Source organism: Pseudomonas sp. (assembly GCF_048269965.1).
In the GTDB taxonomy this organism is placed as follows: domain Bacteria; phylum Pseudomonadota; class Gammaproteobacteria; order Pseudomonadales; family Pseudomonadaceae; genus Aquipseudomonas.
On record NZ_JBLWTV010000023.1, the window covers coordinates 66,238 to 82,583 of the forward strand.

A 16,346-nucleotide genomic window follows, 5' to 3' on the forward strand; every position below is an offset into this window, starting at 1 on the left:
AGACCCCGATGCGAGTCGTTCTGTTGAGCTGTCTGATGCTGCTGGCTGCCTGTCAGAGTCGAAATATGCTGCCGCCGCCGGCGCCGCTCGCTCCGCTGGGGCGCGAGCATGCCGATATGGGGCGTATCGTCGATCTGGCCAGCGGGCAGAGCATCACCCCTGAGCAACTGCTGAGTCGTCTTGCGCCGGCTCAGCGGGTGCTGGTCGGCGAGCAGCACGATAACCCCGATCACCATGCCTTGCAGCTCTGGCTGTCGCGCGAGCTATCCAGGTTGCGCCCGCAGGGCAGCGTGCTGATGGAGATGCTCAATCCCGATCAGCAGGGCCGGATCGACCAGGCGCAGAAAGCTGCACGGGCGGGGCAGGCGATCAACGACCCGTTCGACGCCCTGGCCTGGCAGCCGGGATGGGGCTGGTCGCTGTACGGGCCGCTGGTGCTGCATCAATTGCGTCAGCCCTATCCCTTGCTCGCGGCCAATCTGGATCGCACCGAGATCATGCAGATCTATCGCCAGCGCCCGACGCTTGCGGGGGAGCGCTCAGGTGCAGCCGAGGTGCAGGCGCGTTTGCTGGCGGATATTCGCGAGTCGCACTGCGGCCTGCTGCCGGACAGCCAGTTGCCGGCGATGCTGGCCGTGCAGCAGCAGCGTGACCGGCGCATGGCCGAGGCGCTGATGGCGGCGCCGCGGCCAAGCCTGCTGCTGGCCGGCGCCTTTCATGTGCGCAAGGACCTCGGCGTCCCCTTGCATCTGGCCGACCTTGGCGCGCAGTCTGGCAACGCGGTGCTGATACTGGCTGAAGTCGGCCGCTCGGTGGACGCCTCCATGGCCGATTACGTCTGGTTCACTGCCGCGCAGCCGCAGCAGGATCACTGCGCCAAACTGCGACCCTAGCCGCCTTTCGTGAGCTGCCTGCACGGTATCCTCGGCGCTTTGCCGATTCGGAGCCTGGCCTATGTCCACAGACGTTCGCGACCTGCTGCAAGGTTATTTCAACGCCCTCAATGATCGGGATATCCGCGCCTGCCTGTCGCTGGTCAGCGACGGGCTGATTCTGCAGCCCAATCAGGGTTTCACCGAGCATGGGCGCGACGCATTCGCGGCTTTTCTTGAACGGCAACTGCTTTGCTATCGCGAGATGATCGAGTCGCTGGTGATCCTGGTCGAGCCGCAAGGGCAGCATGCCGCCTGCGAGTACCGCGTCATCGGTGAATACCTGGCGACTGACGATGGCCTGCCGGAGGCCTGTGGGCAGCGTTACGAGATGCGTGTGGGCGCCTTCTTCGAGATCCAGGACGGGCTGATCGCGCGCATCAGCCTGCATTTCAATTTGCCGGACTGGCTGGCGCAGGTCGACGACTGAGGTCTGCTGCGGACGTTGTGCCGGGTGCAGCAGGGCACACTTTCGGCCAGACAAAAAAAGACCCGGCAAGAGCCGGGTCAATAACCGTGATTAGCCTGATGAGGAGATAATCTGAAGAGTCCGACTGAATGGTCTCTTTAGCTTATCGGCTGATCTCGCGACCAGTTGAGGTAATAATAACAATTCTCATTTCATAGTCAATGCCCTTTTGAGAATTTTTCTCATAAAGTTTTTGTCGGGCTCATGAATGCAAAAACCCGGCGCTGGGCCGGGGTTCGCTGATGCGGGCGGAGACTCAGGATTCCCCAGGCAAGCGCAGTTGAGTGACTTCCTTGTTCAGCAGATCGATGCGTCGGGCCATGCTCTCGATCAGGCTGTGAGCGATGCGCGGGTTGCTTTGCATCAGGCTGAGGAATTGCTCCTTGGGAATCACCATGACCGTGCACGGTTCGCTGGCGATCACCGTGGCGCTGCGCTTCTCGCGAGTGAATACCGCCATGGCGCCGAAGATTTCATCCTTTTGCACGTCGCCGACCTTCTGGCCGTCGACGTAGGCCTCGGCGTGGCCCTCGATGATGATGAACACGTGGTCGGCTTCATCGCCCTGATGAATCAGCTCCTCGCCGGCAGCGAAATGCTGGAAGCCGGTCGCCGGACGGATCTCCGGCTGTTTCAGGCGGGCCAGTGCGTCGGACAGCAGGGCGGTATGGCCGATCAGGTATTGGATGAACTGTTCCTGGCGCTGCTCGCTGGCATAGATGTGCTGGAACGTTTCGCTGCGCGAGTAGGGAATCAGGCTGATGGGTTCTTCACTGCTGTAGCGGCAGGAGGGGAGGTCGATGCCCTGGCGCAGGCCGACCAGATCGCCTTCCTGCAGATAGAACAGCGGGCGTTCATCGACCAGCGCATGCAACAGACCGTTCTCGATGATGAACAGCTGGTTGCCAGGCAGTACCTGGGCCAGGTCATCGATACGCTCCAGACGCAGCGGCTCACCCGCGGGTTGTAGCCCTTCCAGCAGCTGAGTGGGGATACTCTGCAGGCGATTGATCAACTGATCGGCGTAGGCCGGTTGCTCCCCGAGTAAATACATAACCGTAATTCCTTGAACTGGCTGGACTGGCTGACCACACGAAGGTCCCTGAAACAATAGGCTGTGCAGCTCTTTGAGTAAATCACCTTGCGCTGGTGTTGTGAGCTAGCTCTTGTTGTGGCCCTGGGCTTCGTCCAGCTTGCCGTTCAGCTCGGCCTTGTGCGCGGGGGGGAGTTCACTCCAATGCACATTGAGCAGGGCGCCCTCGATGGCGTAAAGCAGCACCTTGGATGCACGAAAACCGCGCGCCCTGACCGCGCGATAGGCGCCGACAGCGCCATAGCGACGCAGGTCGTTGGCGCTGTGAATGCCCACGGCGTGCAGCCACTGCGCCGAGGTCTTGCCCAGGTTCTTCAGGTGTTGCAGTTCGTCGTTCATCGGGCCTCCATGCGTGCGGGTGAAAGGTTCACGTTGGCGTGCCTGCCAAAAAGTGTAGCGGCCAATTGCCTGAGTGCTTCGCGTCGTCGTTCGAGGTGCGCTATTTGGTGCGATAGCGCAGGCGGGTGCCGAAATTGACCGACATGAGAATCTCGTCGGCGGTCAGTTCGACGGGGAAGTAGGCACCGGAGATCTGCGCGTGGGCCAGGCTGGCGCCTTCGATCCTGGCGCTACGGAAATCCAGGCCGCGCAGGTCTGCCCCGCGGAAGTACGCATCGGTGAAGTTGACCGCGTCGGTGTCCATGTTGCGCAGGTCGAGCCCGCGAAAGTCGCCACCGGAAAGATCGACTTCCACGCCCTTCGGCTTCTGTGCATTGAAGCCCTTCACGTCGTCGTTGTGCAGGAGGTGGTAGAGCGGGTGATCAAGCTGGCGAGGCTGACTCATGGCAGATACCGGTGGTGGCTTCACCGGCAGTATAGAAGTCCTGCCAGGGTTTGCCTGGCAGGGCGTGCCAACTGCTTGGGACGATGCTCAGATTCCTGGCAGGCGCTGGCGAATACGCTCGACCAGGCTGTCCAGGCTGGCGCTGTCATGCGTGTCGACGCGCTTGCTGTGGCTCTGCTCGTCGTCGTCGAGCGGCTCGCGGCTGGCCTGTTGGGCCTGGATCACTTCCAGCGTCGCATCGGACGGATCCTGGCCTTCGCTGCGGCGCTGCTCCAGCCAGCTGGCGATCACGGCTTGCGGCGCATGGCAGTCGAGAATCAGGAAGGGCACGCCGGTCTCTTCGGCGACTTCGCTGGCGGCCTGGCGTTGCGCTGCCTTGAGGTAGGTTGCGTCGATCACCACGGGGAAACCTGCCAGCAGTGTCTGGCGCGCCAGTTGATGCAGGCGCTGGTAGGTCGCCTGGCTGGCGTCGGTGCTGTAGATTCCGGCAGCCAACTGATCCTTGGCTTCGGCGCTCTGCTCGCCGAACAGGCGCTTGCGCTCGATGTCGGAGCGCAGGCGGATAGTGCCCAGGGCTTCCACCAGACGCATGGCGACGTGGCTCTTGCCGACTGCCGAGACGCCATGGGTGATGGCCAGGAAAGGCGATGGAATGGCGCTGTAGCTCTCTGCCAGTGCGGCATAACCACGGTACTGGCGCAGGATCACCGCCCGCTGCACCGAGTCCTGTTCCTGGCCCAGGCGGAACAAGGCGACTTTGCCACGGACCATGGCGCGGTAAGCCTTGTAGAAGTTCAGCAGCTCCAGGGCTGCATAATCGCCAGTGCGCTCCAGCCAGCCGCTGATGAAGCGGCGTGCCAGGCACTTGAGGCCACGGTCTTCGAGGTCCATGGCCAGGAAGGCGATATCTGCGGTGACGTCGGTGAAACGGAAGGGCTCGTTGAACTCGATGCAGTCGAACAGCACGACCCGCCCGTCGATCTGGGCGGCGTTGCCCAGGTGAATGTCACCGTGGCATTCGCGGATCGATCCCTGCGCCTTGCGCGCTGTCAGCAACGGCTGCAGGCGTTCGTAGCTGGACTGGGCCCAGGCTTCCAGGGCATCGAGTTGCTGCAGGTCAGCCTGCTCGCTGAGCATCGGGCGAATCTGCTCGAAATTCTGCTGCACCGGAACCATGACCGCTTCTGCGCTACCCAGCGGATGTTCCTGCGGCACCTGCGGTGCGTTCAGGTGAAAGGTGGCGATCTGTTCGGCCAGGGCGTCGATATGAGCGTCGTTCAGCTCGCCGCGTGCCTGAATGGCGCTGAGCAGTTGTTCCTGCGGGAACTGGCGCATTTTCAGTGCGTATTCGATAGCGGGGGTGCTGCCGTCGAAGCTGGGAGCGCTTTCACTGCCGCCGATCGGCAATACGTCCAGATACAAATCCTCGGTCAGGCGCTGGTTGAGGCGCAGCTCTTCTTCGCAGAAATGACGACGTGCATCCAGCTCGGTGAAGTCGAGAAAACCGAAGTTGACCGGCTTTTTGATCTTGTAGGCGTAGGGGCCAGTGAGCAAAACCCAGGAAATGTGGGTCTCAATGACCTGAAACCCATCCACGGGATGCGGATACAGGGCCGGGTTCTGCAATGCGGCAATCAGGGCTTGGCTCACGTTCGATCCTTGTTCTAGACGCTGTTCGAGCTGGGCATTATGGCCGCTGTGAGCTGCTCTGCAAACCATCCAGGCGGCCTGCTGGCCCCCATGTAAAGTGCGTATAATCCCGCCATGACTCGAAAACGCTCCCCCCGCTCAAACAAAAAATCCCGCTCATCCGGTATGCGTCCCTGGTTCGCCTGGGGCCTCAAGCTCGGTCTGGTTGGCCTGGTGATCCTGGCTGGCTTTGCCGTTTATCTCGATGCCGTGGTGCAGGAGAAGTTCTCCGGCAAGCGCTGGACGGTGCCCGCGAAAGTCTACGCCAGGCCGCTCGAACTCTTCGTCGGGCAGAAGCTGGCCAAGGACGATTTCCTGCGTGAACTCGATGCGCTGGGCTACCGCCGCGAGAGCGCAGTCAATGGGCCCGGCGCAGTATCGGTGGCCGGTAACAATATCGAGCTGCACAGTCGCGGCTTTCAGTTTTATGAAGGTGCCGAACCGTCACAGAGGGTGCGCGTGCGTTTCTCTGGCGATTACGTTGCCGGTCTGACCCAGGCCAACGGCGGCAATCTTGCCGTGGCACGCCTGGAGCCGCTGTTGATTGGCGGGCTTTATCCGGCGCATCAGGAGGATCGCATCCTGATCAAGCTGGATCAGGTGCCGGCCTATCTGATCGATGCGCTGGTGGCGGTCGAGGATCGTGACTACTTCGATCACTTCGGCGTGTCGCCCAAGGGCATTGCCCGTGCGATGTGGATCAACGCCACGTCCGGGCGCCTGGTACAGGGCGGCAGTACTCTGACCCAGCAGTTGGTGAAGAACTTCTACCTGACCAACGAGCGCACTCTGGTGCGTAAAGCCACCGAAGCGATGATGGCGGTGCTGCTCGAGCTGCACTACGACAAGCGCGAGATTCTCGAAGCCTATATGAACGAGGTGTTCCTCGGTCAGGACGGTCAGCGCGCGGTGCATGGCTTCGGTCTGGCCAGCCAGTACTTCTTCAGTCAGCCGGTTTCCGAACTGAAGCTGGAGCAGGTCGCGCTGCTGGTGGGCATGGTCAAGGGGCCCACCTACTTCAACCCGCGACGCAATCCCGAGCGTGCGCTGGCGCGCCGCAATCTGGTGCTCGATCTGCTTGCCGAACAAGGTTCGATCACCCCCGAGGAAGCGGCGGCAGCCAAACAGAAACCGCTCGGCGTGAGCGCGCGCGGCAGCATGGCTGACAGCTCGTTCCCGGCGTTCCTCGATCTGGTCAAGCGTCAGCTGCGTGAAGATTATCGTGAGCAGGATCTGACCGAAGAAGGCCTGCGCATCTTCACCAGCTTCGATCCGATTCTGCAGCTCAAGGCCGAAGAGGCGCTGGCCGAGACGCTCAAGCGCCTGGCCGGGCGCAAGGGCGTGGATGAAGTGCAGGCCGGTATGGTAGTGACCAACCCCGAGACCGGGGAAATTCAGGCATTGATCGGCAGCCGCCAGCCGCGCTTTGCCGGCTTCAACCGTGCGCTGGATGCCGTGCGGCCGATTGGCTCGCTGATCAAACCGGCTATTTATCTGTCTGCGTTGGAGCGTCCGAGTCAGTACACCCTGACCAGTTGGCTGGAGGACGAAGCGTTTTCCATCAAGGGTCAGGATGGCCAGGTCTGGACGCCACAGAACTACGACCGCAAGGCTCATGGCACCATCTACCTGTATCAGGGGCTGGCGCAGTCCTACAACCTGTCCACGGCCAAGCTCGGCCTGGAGATCGGCGTGCCCAACGTGCTCAAGACGCTCGAGCGACTGGGCGTCGAGCGCAAGTGGCCGGCCTATCCGTCGATGCTGCTCGGTGCGGGGGCTCTGACGCCGATGGAAGTGGCAGGCATGTACCAGACGCTGGCCAACGGTGGCTTCAATACGCCCTTGCGTGGCATTCGCAGTGTGCTGACAGCCGACGGCCAACCGCTCGGTCGTTATCCATTCCAGATTCAGCAGCGTTTCGATCCGGGTGCCATCTACCTGGTGCAGAACGCCATGCAGCGCACCATGCGTGAAGGCACTGGTCGCTCGGTATACAGCCAACTGCCCAGCTCGCTGAATCTGGCGGGCAAGACCGGTACCAGCAATGACTCGCGCGACAGCTGGTTCGCCGGCTTCAGTCAGGATCTGCTGTCGGTGGTGTGGCTGGGGCGTGACGACAACGGTCCGACCCCGCTGACTGGTGCGAGTGGTGCACTGCAGGTCTGGACCGGGTTCATGCGCAAGGCGGATCCGCTGCCGCTGGATATGCCGATGCCGGACAACGTCACCCAGGCCTGGGTCGATCGTCAGACTGGTCTGGGCTCGGCTTCGGGCTGCCCGAATGCGGTACAGATGCCTTATATTCGCGGCAGCGAACCTGCCCCGGGCTCCGCGTGCGGTATCCAGGCTCCGGTCGAATCCGTGATGGACTGGGTCAAGGGCTGGTTGGAATGACGGCCGAGTCGAGTGGCTCGGTGTTACCTGAAGAGGATTGGATGTGAACAAGAAGTGGCTTGCCACGATGCTGGCAACGGCGGTGTTGAGTGGTTGCAGTACGGTGCCGCAGGGTTCGATTCCGGTGATCGACGCCGGCTCTCCGCTGTCGTCGGGCGGGTCTGGCTCAGCGACTGGTCCGGGTCCTGCAGCGGCGCCGCAGCCTGTCGAGGAGGATTCCGGTGTGGTTGTGATGGTGCCGCAGGGGGCTGTCTCGACGCCGTTGCAGACCGACTCGCAGCCGATCACCTCCAGTGGCGGACTGACCTTCGAGCCGCCCGTGAGCAGCCCGCCATCGACGTCGAGCCAAGGCAACTTCGGCTCCTCGGTACCGAGCATGCCCAGTGGTATTCCCAGCGGTGGCGGCCTGGCTGCAGACGAGCAACTGGATGGTCCGGTTCTCGCGCTGCTGACCACCGCTCAACAGCAGCAGGGCGGTGGCGATCTGAATGGCGCCGCCTCCAGCCTGGAGCGCGCCCAGCGCATCGCGCCGCGCGAGCCGCAGGTGCTTTATCGTCTTGCCGAGGTTCGCCTGGCGCAGGGCGATGCTGCTCAAGCCGAGCAGTTCGCCCGTCGTGGCCTGACTTACGCCAACGGTCGTCCGGCGTTGCAAGCCAGTCTGTGGGACCTGATCGCCCAGGCTCGCGAGCGTCAGGGTGATCCCGCCGGTGCTGCCCAGGCCCGTGAACGCGCACGAGTCAATCTCTGATGGATGCTCGCGTAAGCGCGCTGGCCGAACACCTGCTGTTGATCGAGCGTGAATTGCGTGTGCAGGGGTGGTGGCAGGAGGAGGCACCGAGCGCCGAGGCCCTGGCCAGCCCGGAACCGTTCTGCGTCGATACGCTGGCGTTCGAGCAATGGCTGCAGTGGATTTTTCTGCCACGTATGAAGGTTCTGCTGGAAACCGGCGCCGCGTTGCCCTCGGTATCAGGTATTCAGGCCATGGCGGAGATGGTCTATCAGCAGCAGCCGAGCACTGCGCGTCGGCTGCTTGAGCTGCTCGGCGAGTTCGATCGCCTGCTTACGCGCACGTCTTGAAGGCGTGCGCGTAGTCCATTATTTGCAGTTTTCCGCGATGGACTTTTTCAGCTCCGCGATGCGTTCCTGGCGTTCGTCCTCGCCAATACGACGCAGCTCGCCATCCTCTTCAATCCTGACGCGTGGGTTGATCTCCAGCTGAGCAAGGTTGGTACGCGCGGTCTCGCAGTACTGCTTGCGCTCGGCTTCCTGCTTCGCCACATCTGCCTTGACCTTTCTGTCGATGGCCGTCTGCTCGGGGTCGAGCTGCTCTTCCTGGCTCGGCGCCGGCTCACTTGGCGCAGGTCGCGGAGGCGGTGCTGCGGTATTGATGGTCGTGGCTTGTTGGCCTTGCGGAGGTTGCGCGCCGAAATGGGTCACGCCTTGGTCATCTACCCACTTGTAAACCTGGCTGGCCATGGCGGCCGTGCTCAAAGCGAGCATCAGGGTGCCAGTAAGAATCATGTGGCGCATGCTGTTTCCTTTATCGAGAGCGGCGGTGCTGAAGGCTACTATAACCAAAAGCCGGCAATCTTCATTCTGCGCTGTGTCACAGCGGTGGGTTGAATAATAGGTTAGTCATCGCTTGACTTGCTCACGCCGAACCCGAACAATCCAGCCTTCCCCCGTAGTGGCGTCCGCCGCAAGCGTCCTCCAGCTCGGGGAAAAGAGGCGCTACCCGCGCCGAACCGTGACACCCGCAACGCGTTACCTCGCGCTGGGAGGGTCGGCCCCGCAAGACCATGGGCTGCTCCGTTACTCGTCAAGCTGATGTTCCGAATCCACGATCACCGTCGTGCGTGTCCGCTGACAGTAAGACCTACTTAGGGCTACCCGTTGTCGGGTGGCATACTGGCGTTCAAGAGGTGAACAACGTGGAGCTTTTATCCGGCGCTGAAATGGTCGTCCGCTTCCTGCGTGACGAAGGCGTTAAGCATATCTACGGGTACCCTGGTGGTGCTCTCCTGCATATTTACGATGCCCTGTTCAAAGAACCGGAAGTGACCCACATTCTGGTCCGTCACGAACAGGCAGCGACTCATATGGCTGACGGCTATGCCCGCGCCACCGGCAAGGCCGGTGTGGTGCTGGTGACCTCCGGCCCCGGTGCGACCAATGCCATTACCGGCATTGCCACCGCCTACATGGACTCCATTCCGATGGTGGTGATCTCCGGCCAGGTGCCGAGCGCCATGGTCGGTACCGATGCCTTCCAGGAAACCGACATGGTCGGTATTTCCCGCCCGATCGTGAAGCACAGCTTCATCATCAAGCACCCGTCGGAAATCCCCGAAGTGCTGAAGAAGGCGTTCTACCTCGCCGAGTCCGGTCGTCCCGGTCCGGTGGTGGTCGACATTCCGAAGGACATGGGCGATCCCACTCAGAAGTTCGAGTACGTCTATCCGAAGAAGGTCAAGCTGCGCTCCTACAGCCCGGCGGTACGTGGCCACTCCGGCCAGATCCGCAAGGCGGCCGAGATGCTCCTGGCCGCCAAGCGTCCGGTCATGTACTCCGGTGGTGGCGTGATCATGGGCGGTGCCTCTGCGCCGCTGACCGAGCTGGCGCAGATGCTCAACCTGCCGGTGACCAACACCCTGATGGGCCTCGGTGGCTACCCGGGTACCGACCGCCAGTTCATCGGCATGCTCGGCATGCACGGCAGCTACACCGCCAACCTGGCCATGCACCATGCCGACGTGATCCTCGCGGTCGGTGCGCGCTTCGATGACCGCGTGATCAACGGTGCGGCCAAGTTCTGCCCGAACGCCAAGATCATCCATATCGACATCGACCCGGCTTCGATCTCCAAGACCATCAAGGCCGACATCCCGATCGTCGGCCCGGTGGACAGCGTGCTGACCGAGATGGTCGCCATCCTCAAGGAAATCGGCGAGACCCCGAACAAGGACACCGTTGCCAGCTGGTGGAAGCAGATCGAAGAGTGGCGTGGTAGCGGTCGTCTGTTCCCTTACAACGAGGGCGACGGTTCGATCATCAAGCCGCAGACCGTGATCGAAACCCTGTGCGACGTGACCAGTGGCGATGCCTTCATTACCTCCGATGTGGGCCAGCACCAGATGTTCGCGGCGCAGTACTACCGCTTCAACAAGCCCAATCGTTGGATCAACTCCGGCGGCCTGGGCACCATGGGCTTCGGTTTCCCCGCCGCGATGGGCATCAAGCTGAACTTCCCTGAAGCGGACGTGGCGTGCGTCACCGGTGAGGGCAGCATCCAGATGAACATCCAGGAGCTGTCGACCTGCCTGCAGTACGACCTGCCGGTGAAGATCGTCAACCTGAACAACGGCACCCTCGGCATGGTCCGCCAATGGCAGGACATGCAGTACAACAGCCGTTATTCGCACTCCTACATGGAGTCGCTGCCGGACTTCGTCAAACTGGCCGAGGCCTATGGCCATGTCGGCATGCGCATCACCTCGCTGAAGGACCTCAAGCCCAAGCTGGAGGAAGCCTTCGCCCTGAAGAATCGCCTGGTGTTCCTCGACATCGCGGTGGATTCCAGCGAGCACGTCTATCCGATGCAGATCAGAGACGGTGCGATGCGTGACATGTGGCTGAGCAAGACGGAGCGGACCTGAGATGCGACATATCATTTCCCTGCTGCTGGAAAACGAGCCGGGCGCACTGTCCCGAGTGGTCGGCCTGTTCTCCCAGCGTAACTACAACATCGAAAGCCTCACCGTTGCGCCAACCGAGGATCCGACGCTGTCGCGCCTGACCCTAACCACCGTTGGTCAGGATGAGGTGATCGAGCAGATCACCAAGAACCTCAACAAGCTGGTCGAGGTGGTCAAGCTGGTCAACCTGTCGGAAAGCGCCCACATCGAGCGCGAGCTGATGCTGGTGAAGATCAAGGCCACCGGCGCCCAGCGTGCCGAGGTCAAGCGTACGACCGACATCTTCCGCGGTCAGATCGTGGATGTGACCAGCAGCGTCTACACCGTGCAGCTGACCGGCACCAGCGACAAACTGGACAGCTTCATTCAGGCCGTCGGTACGGCATCGATCCTGGAAACCGTACGCAGTGGTGTCACTGGCATCGCTCGCGGCGACAAGGTGCTGAGCGTCTGATCGCTGTGGTGAACGAGGCCCCGCCTGGTGCGGGGCTTTTTATTGCCCGGCATTCAGCGCTGGCGATTCCAGAACGCCGCGATCAATGGGTCCCTGAGGCGCTTTTCCAGTGCGAACAGACCGATATCGTAAGCGGTAAGCGGTGGCTGGATATCGTAGATACGGATGCGGGCGGTCAGTGGGCTGTTGTCCAGCACGATCTGCGGCACCACGCCGATACCGAAGCCCAGGCTGACCATGCTGACGATCGCTTCGTTGCCGCTGACCTGGGCATAGATGCGCGGTTTGATGTTGTGGCTTTTCAGCCAGCGATCGGTGCGTGTCCGGGCCAGGCCTTCCTCGGAGAGAATCATCGGCACGTCCTTCCAGCTCTCTGATGTGGGGTTGCGCAGTTGTTCTTCGTTCAATAACTGAGGGGCCTGTGGGCCGATGAAGCGCAATTCCGAGCGCGTGATCGACTGAAACTCCACTCCGCTCGGCAGGCTGTCGGGGAGGGCGCCGATGGCCAGATCTTCCAGTCCTTGCTGCACCCGTTCGACGGCTTTCGCCGGATCGCCGGTATGCAGCTTCATTTCGATGCGTGGGTAGTCCTGGCGGAAGCTGCTGAGAATGTCATAGAGGAAGCTGTAGCTTGCCGTGACCGAGCAATACAGCGACAGCTCGCCGTGCAGATTCAACTGGTCCTGCATGAAGGTCTGGCGAATGACTTGCCAGCCATTCATCACCTCGCTCGCGTATTCGCGAAACTGCTGGCCCTCGCGAGTCAGGCGCACCGAGCGGTTGTCGCGCACGAACAGCGCGGCGCCGAGTTCGTCCTCGAGGTGCTTGATGCTGCGACTGAGCGCGGAAGGGCTGACGTGCTGCTCGCGGCTGGTTCGGCCGAAGTGCAGGTTGTCTGCCAGGGAGAGAAAAAGCCTGAGGGAATGGCTGTCCATTTATGTTTCATATATCGGCATGTCGTGTTGCAAATATATCATTTTACGCAATGGTGCGGATCACATAAGGTGTCCTCGTCGCGGTGCTTCGCACCCCATTCCTTTCGATTCAAAAGAGCCAAGAACATGAAAGTTTATTACGACAAAGATTGCGACCTCTCCATCATCCAGGGCAAGAAAGTCGCCATCATTGGTTACGGCTCCCAGGGCCACGCCCAGGCCTGCAACCTGAAAGACTCCGGCGTCGATGTCACCGTTGGCCTGCGTAAAGGCTCCGCTACCGTTGCCAAGGCTGAAGCTCACGGCCTGAAAGTTGCCGACGTGGCTTCTGCCGTCGCTGCCGCTGACCTGGTCATGATCCTGACCCCGGACGAGTTCCAGGGCCAGCTGTACAAGAACGAGATCGAGCCGAACATCAAGAAGGGCGCCACCCTGGCCTTCTCCCACGGTTTCGCCATTCATTACAACCAGGTCGTTCCGCGTGCCGACCTCGACGTGATCATGATCGCGCCGAAAGCCCCGGGCCACACCGTCCGTACCGAGTTCGTCAAGGGTGGCGGCATTCCTGACCTGATCGCCGTTTACCAGGACGCTTCCGGCAACGCCAAGAACGTCGCGCTGTCCTACGCTTCGGGCGTTGGCGGTGGTCGTACCGGCATCATCGAAACCACCTTCAAGGACGAGACCGAAACCGACCTGTTCGGTGAGCAGGCCGTTCTCTGCGGTGGTACCGTCGAACTGGTCAAGGCCGGTTTCGAAACCCTGGTCGAAGCTGGCTACGCGCCGGAAATGGCCTACTTCGAGTGCCTGCACGAACTGAAGCTGATCGTTGACCTCATGTACGAAGGCGGCATCGCCAACATGAACTACTCGATCTCCAACAACGCCGAGTACGGCGAGTACGTGACCGGTCCGGAAGTGATCAACGCCGAATCCCGCCAGGCCATGCGCAACGCCCTCAAGCGCATCCAGGACGGCGAGTACGCCAAGATGTTCATCAGCGAAGGCGCCACTGGCTACCCGTCGATGACTGCCAAGCGTCGTAACAACGCCGCTCATGGTATCGAAGTCATCGGTGAGCAACTGCGCTCGATGATGCCGTGGATCGCTGCCAACAAGATCGTCGACAAGGCCAAGAACTAAGGTCTGCGATGTGCGAAAGAACGCGGCTATATGCCGCGTTTTTTCATTCTGTGGCGAGGCTTCTGGTATAAAGCCAGCTCGCTGGGTGGCGAACTGAGTTCAGTCGCCCCGTTCGAAATTCGTCAAACCCGTTGCAAGGTGCTGTTCATGAGTGAAGGTCCCGAGGATCAAAAGCCGGCTGGCGACAATCTGGAAAGCCTGCTGCCGATCGACGAGCACATAGAGGAAGGGCAGGACGCGGAAGGACGCAAGGTGCGTCACCGTGGCATCTACCTGCTGCCCAATCTGTTCACCACGGCAAACCTGTTCGCCGGTTTCTACTCCATCATCAACGCGATGAACGGCAATTTCTACGTGGCTGCCGCTGCGGTGTTCGTCGCCATGGTGCTCGATGGTTTGGACGGTCGCGTGGCGCGCCTGACCAACACGCAAAGTGCATTCGGCGCCGAGTACGATTCGCTCTCGGACATGGTGGCTTTCGGCGTTGCGCCGGCTCTGCTCGCATTCGAATGGGCGCTGGGTAGCATGGGCAAGGTGGGCTGGATGGTCGCCTTCATCTATGTCGCTGGCGCGGCATTGCGCCTGGCGCGCTTCAATACGCAGATCGGCAGCGTCGACAAGCGCTACTTCATCGGTCTGGCCAGCCCGGCTGCCGCGGGTGTCGTTGCCGGAACGGTCTGGGCATTCAGCGACTTCGGCATCAAGGGCTCGAACATGTCCTTCGCCGTGGCGCTGCTGGTTGCCGCCGCCGGCTGTCTGATGGTCAGTAACATCAAGTACTACAGCTTCAAGGACCTGGACCTGAAGGGGCGTGTACCCTTCGTGGCCATTCTGGCCGTGGTGCTGGTGTTCGCGGTAGTGTTCAGCGACCCACCCCGTATCCTGTTGCTGATCTTCCTCGCTTATGCGGCTTCCGGCCCGATCCAGTACCTGCTGCAATTGCGTCGTCGTAAATCTGTCTGACGCCGCTGTAATTTCTTCTGCGCTCCGTGGTCTACAGTTCGTTTCTCGAACTGTAGTCGCGGAGTCGTTATGCTCATCCGAGTTCCTCCTTCCTCTCGGGCCCTCGAGTCCGAAGTCACCCCCGAGTCGGTTTATCTCTCTCGTCGCAAGCTGATGCAGGGCTCGTTGGCGCTGGCGGCCATGGCTGCTATGCCGGGTCTGGCCAGTGCTGACGCTCAAGGTGTCTATGCCGATGTCGAGTCGGCGAAGGCGCCGGAGTGGTTCGACCAGAAGCTGGCAGGTGCACGCTGGCAAGCAATCACTGCCAAGGGTGAAAGCATCACGCCCTTCAAGGACGCGACGCACTACAACAACTTCTATGAGTTCGGCACGGGCAAGGGCGACCCTGCAGCCAATGCCGGCAAGCTGCAGGTCGAGCCCTGGACGGTGATGGTCGATGGCGAGGTGGGCAAGCCGGGGCGCTATTCCATCGAGGATCTGGTCAAGCCACATGCATTCGAGGAGCGCATCTACAGGCTGCGCTGCGTCGAGGCCTGGTCCATGGTCATTCCCTGGCTGGGCTTTCCGTTGGCTGATCTGCTCAAGCAGGTCGAACCAACCTCGGCGGCGCGCTATGTGCGCTTCGAAACGCTGGTCGATCCTGAGCGCATGCCGGGGCAGCGCTCGGGTTTTTCCCTGATCGATTGGCCCTATGTCGAGGGGCTGCGGCTGGATGAGGCCATGCATCCGTTGGCCTTCATGGCCGTCGGCATGTACGGACGTGTTTTGCCAAACCAGAACGGCGCGCCCCTGCGCCTGGTGGTCCCGTGGAAGTACGGGTTCAAGAGCATCAAGTCCATCGTGCGTATCAGTCTGGTAAATGAGGCGCCCAAGACCACCTGGGAGCGTATCGCGCCGAACGAGTATGGCTTCTACGCCAACGTCAATCCGCAGGTGGACCACCCGCGCTGGTCGCAAGCAACAGAGCGTCGCCTGCCCAGTGGCCTGTTCAGTCCGAATGTGATCGATACCCGGATGTTCAATGGTTATGAAGAGGTCGCCGATCTCTACGCGGGTATGGATCTGGCGAGGGACTACTGATGCGCTACAAGCTCTGGCGCGTCGCCGTATTCCTGGCTGCATCGGTACCGCCGCTGTATTGGCTGTACGGTGCCGTGTTCGGACTTTTGGGGCCGGACCCAGGCAAGGTGTTGGTGGATAACCTGGGGCTCGGCGCCCTGATCCTTCTGTTGATCACCCTGGCCATGACGCCTTTGCAGCAGTTGACTCGCTGGGGAGGCTGGATTGCCGTGCGGCGACAGCTGGGGCTCTGGTGCTTTGCCTATGTCGCTCTGCATCTATCCGGATATGCGCTGTTTATCGCCGGGTTGCGTCTGGAGCTGGTGTTGCGCGATCTTTCCGAACGGCCCTACATAATCGTGGGGGCATTGGCTTTCATTGGCTTGCTGGCGTTGGCCGTTACGTCCAACCGCTTCAGTATCAGAAGGCTGGGCCGCAAGTGGAAGACGCTGCATCGCCTGGTCTACGTCATCCTGTTGCTGGCTTTACTGCATATGCTCTGGGTGGTGCGTGCTGATCTGGGGGAGTGGCTCGCTTACGCGCTGATCGGTGGCGCGCTGCTGCTGATGCGTCTCTCCGCTGTCGCGAGTGGATTGCAGCGAACGGGCGCCTTTTTTCGAGAGAATCCAAAGAAAATTGAAATCTGAGCTTGACGTGCGTTCTGCTGGCGGTAGAATGCGCGCCACTTCAGCGATGAAGCTCTTCAAAAACTTCTTGTTAATCAATAAGTTAAGTT

17 protein-coding genes are annotated in these 16,346 nt (G+C 61.2%); 11 read left to right on the top strand and 6 right to left on the bottom strand.

The window, feature by feature from the left end; genetic code table 11:
* The first annotated feature begins 8 nt into the window (after positions 1–8).
* Complete coding sequence (locus ACN0X6_RS21280; protein ID WP_417707034.1) at positions 9–893, top strand: ChaN family lipoprotein; 885 nt, start codon at positions 9–11, stop codon at positions 891–893.
* Positions 894–954: 61 nt separating this feature from the next.
* Positions 955–1,362 (top strand): nuclear transport factor 2 family protein, encoded by a 408-nt coding sequence (locus ACN0X6_RS21285; protein WP_417707036.1) that lies wholly within the window; start codon positions 955–957, stop codon positions 1,360–1,362.
* A gap of 295 nt (positions 1,363–1,657) precedes the next feature.
* Here the strand turns inward: ACN0X6_RS21285 and ACN0X6_RS21290 are convergent, their stop codons facing one another.
* The 4 genes from ACN0X6_RS21290 to ACN0X6_RS21305 form a co-directional block, all read right to left on the bottom strand.
* Positions 1,658–2,455 (bottom strand): cyclic nucleotide-binding domain-containing protein, encoded by a 798-nt coding sequence (locus tag ACN0X6_RS21290; RefSeq protein ID WP_417707037.1) that lies wholly within the window; start codon positions 2,453–2,455, stop codon positions 1,658–1,660.
* 105 nt (positions 2,456–2,560) lie between these two features.
* The gene (locus tag ACN0X6_RS21295) at positions 2,561–2,833 is read right to left on the bottom strand and encodes a TfoX/Sxy family protein (RefSeq protein ID WP_074679532.1); all 273 of its coding nucleotides are present in this window, start codon (positions 2,831–2,833) and stop codon (positions 2,561–2,563) included.
* Between the two features lie 100 nt (positions 2,834–2,933).
* Positions 2,934–3,278, bottom strand: coding sequence for a pentapeptide repeat-containing protein (locus tag ACN0X6_RS21300; protein WP_417707039.1), 345 nt, complete (start codon positions 3,276–3,278; stop codon positions 2,934–2,936).
* Positions 3,279–3,365: 87 nt separating this feature from the next.
* Positions 3,366–4,928 carry an AAA family ATPase gene (locus ACN0X6_RS21305; RefSeq protein WP_417707041.1) on the bottom strand — a complete coding sequence of 521 codons (1,563 nt, stop codon included), beginning with the start codon at positions 4,926–4,928 and terminating at the stop codon, positions 3,366–3,368.
* Positions 4,929–5,042: 114 nt separating this feature from the next.
* Between ACN0X6_RS21305 and mrcB the strand changes: the two genes are divergently transcribed.
* From mrcB to ACN0X6_RS21320, 3 genes are all read left to right on the top strand, one after another.
* Entirely contained in the window at positions 5,043–7,361 is a 2,319-nt protein-coding gene (mrcB, locus tag ACN0X6_RS21310; RefSeq protein ID WP_417707043.1) for a penicillin-binding protein 1B, read from the top strand.
* Between the two features lie 67 nt (positions 7,362–7,428).
* Complete coding sequence (locus ACN0X6_RS21315; RefSeq protein WP_417707060.1) at positions 7,429–8,109, top strand: tetratricopeptide repeat protein; 681 nt, start codon at positions 7,429–7,431, stop codon at positions 8,107–8,109.
* Entirely contained in the window at positions 8,109–8,438 is a 330-nt protein-coding gene (locus tag ACN0X6_RS21320; protein ID WP_417707045.1) for a YqcC family protein, read from the top strand. Before ACN0X6_RS21315 ends, ACN0X6_RS21320 begins: the two co-directional genes overlap by 1 nt.
* Positions 8,439–8,456: 18 nt before the next feature.
* On the opposite strand, the gene ACN0X6_RS21325 is transcribed toward ACN0X6_RS21320, so the two are convergent.
* Complete coding sequence (locus tag ACN0X6_RS21325) at positions 8,457–8,891, bottom strand: DUF4124 domain-containing protein (protein ID WP_417707046.1); 435 nt, start codon at positions 8,889–8,891, stop codon at positions 8,457–8,459.
* Between the two features lie 401 nt (positions 8,892–9,292).
* Here ACN0X6_RS21325 and ACN0X6_RS21330 point away from each other — a divergent pair, with 401 nt between their 5' ends.
* Together ACN0X6_RS21330 and ilvN are read left to right on the top strand one after the other, a co-directional pair.
* Positions 9,293–11,017, top strand: a complete 1,725-nt coding sequence (locus tag ACN0X6_RS21330) for an acetolactate synthase 3 large subunit (protein ID WP_417707048.1) — start codon at positions 9,293–9,295, stop codon at positions 11,015–11,017.
* A gap of 1 nt (position 11,018) precedes the next feature.
* On the top strand, positions 11,019–11,510 hold the full coding sequence (gene ilvN / locus ACN0X6_RS21335; RefSeq protein ID WP_417707050.1) for an acetolactate synthase small subunit: 492 nt from the start codon (positions 11,019–11,021) through the stop codon (positions 11,508–11,510).
* Between the two features lie 53 nt (positions 11,511–11,563).
* Here ilvN and ilvY read toward each other — a convergent pair whose 3' ends face one another.
* Positions 11,564–12,445: an HTH-type transcriptional activator IlvY gene (gene ilvY, locus ACN0X6_RS21340; protein ID WP_417707052.1), complete on the bottom strand. Its 882-nt coding sequence runs from the start codon at positions 12,443–12,445 to the stop codon at positions 11,564–11,566.
* Between the two features lie 126 nt (positions 12,446–12,571).
* Between ilvY and ilvC the strand changes: the two genes are divergently transcribed.
* The 4 genes from ilvC (at position 12,572) to msrQ (ending at position 16,257) form a co-directional block, all read left to right on the top strand.
* Entirely contained in the window at positions 12,572–13,588 is a 1,017-nt protein-coding gene (gene ilvC, locus ACN0X6_RS21345; protein ID WP_037001483.1) for a ketol-acid reductoisomerase, read from the top strand.
* 147 nt (positions 13,589–13,735) lie between these two features.
* Positions 13,736–14,551, top strand: coding sequence for a CDP-diacylglycerol--serine O-phosphatidyltransferase (pssA, locus tag ACN0X6_RS21350; RefSeq protein ID WP_041980762.1), 816 nt, complete (start codon positions 13,736–13,738; stop codon positions 14,549–14,551).
* A gap of 69 nt (positions 14,552–14,620) precedes the next feature.
* Positions 14,621–15,631 (top strand): protein-methionine-sulfoxide reductase catalytic subunit MsrP, encoded by a 1,011-nt coding sequence (msrP, locus tag ACN0X6_RS21355; protein WP_417707054.1) that lies wholly within the window; start codon positions 14,621–14,623, stop codon positions 15,629–15,631.
* Positions 15,631–16,257, top strand: coding sequence for a protein-methionine-sulfoxide reductase heme-binding subunit MsrQ (gene msrQ, locus ACN0X6_RS21360; protein ID WP_417707056.1), 627 nt, complete (start codon positions 15,631–15,633; stop codon positions 16,255–16,257). Before msrP ends, msrQ begins: the two co-directional genes overlap by 1 nt.
* Positions 16,258–16,346: the final 89 nt, after the last annotated feature.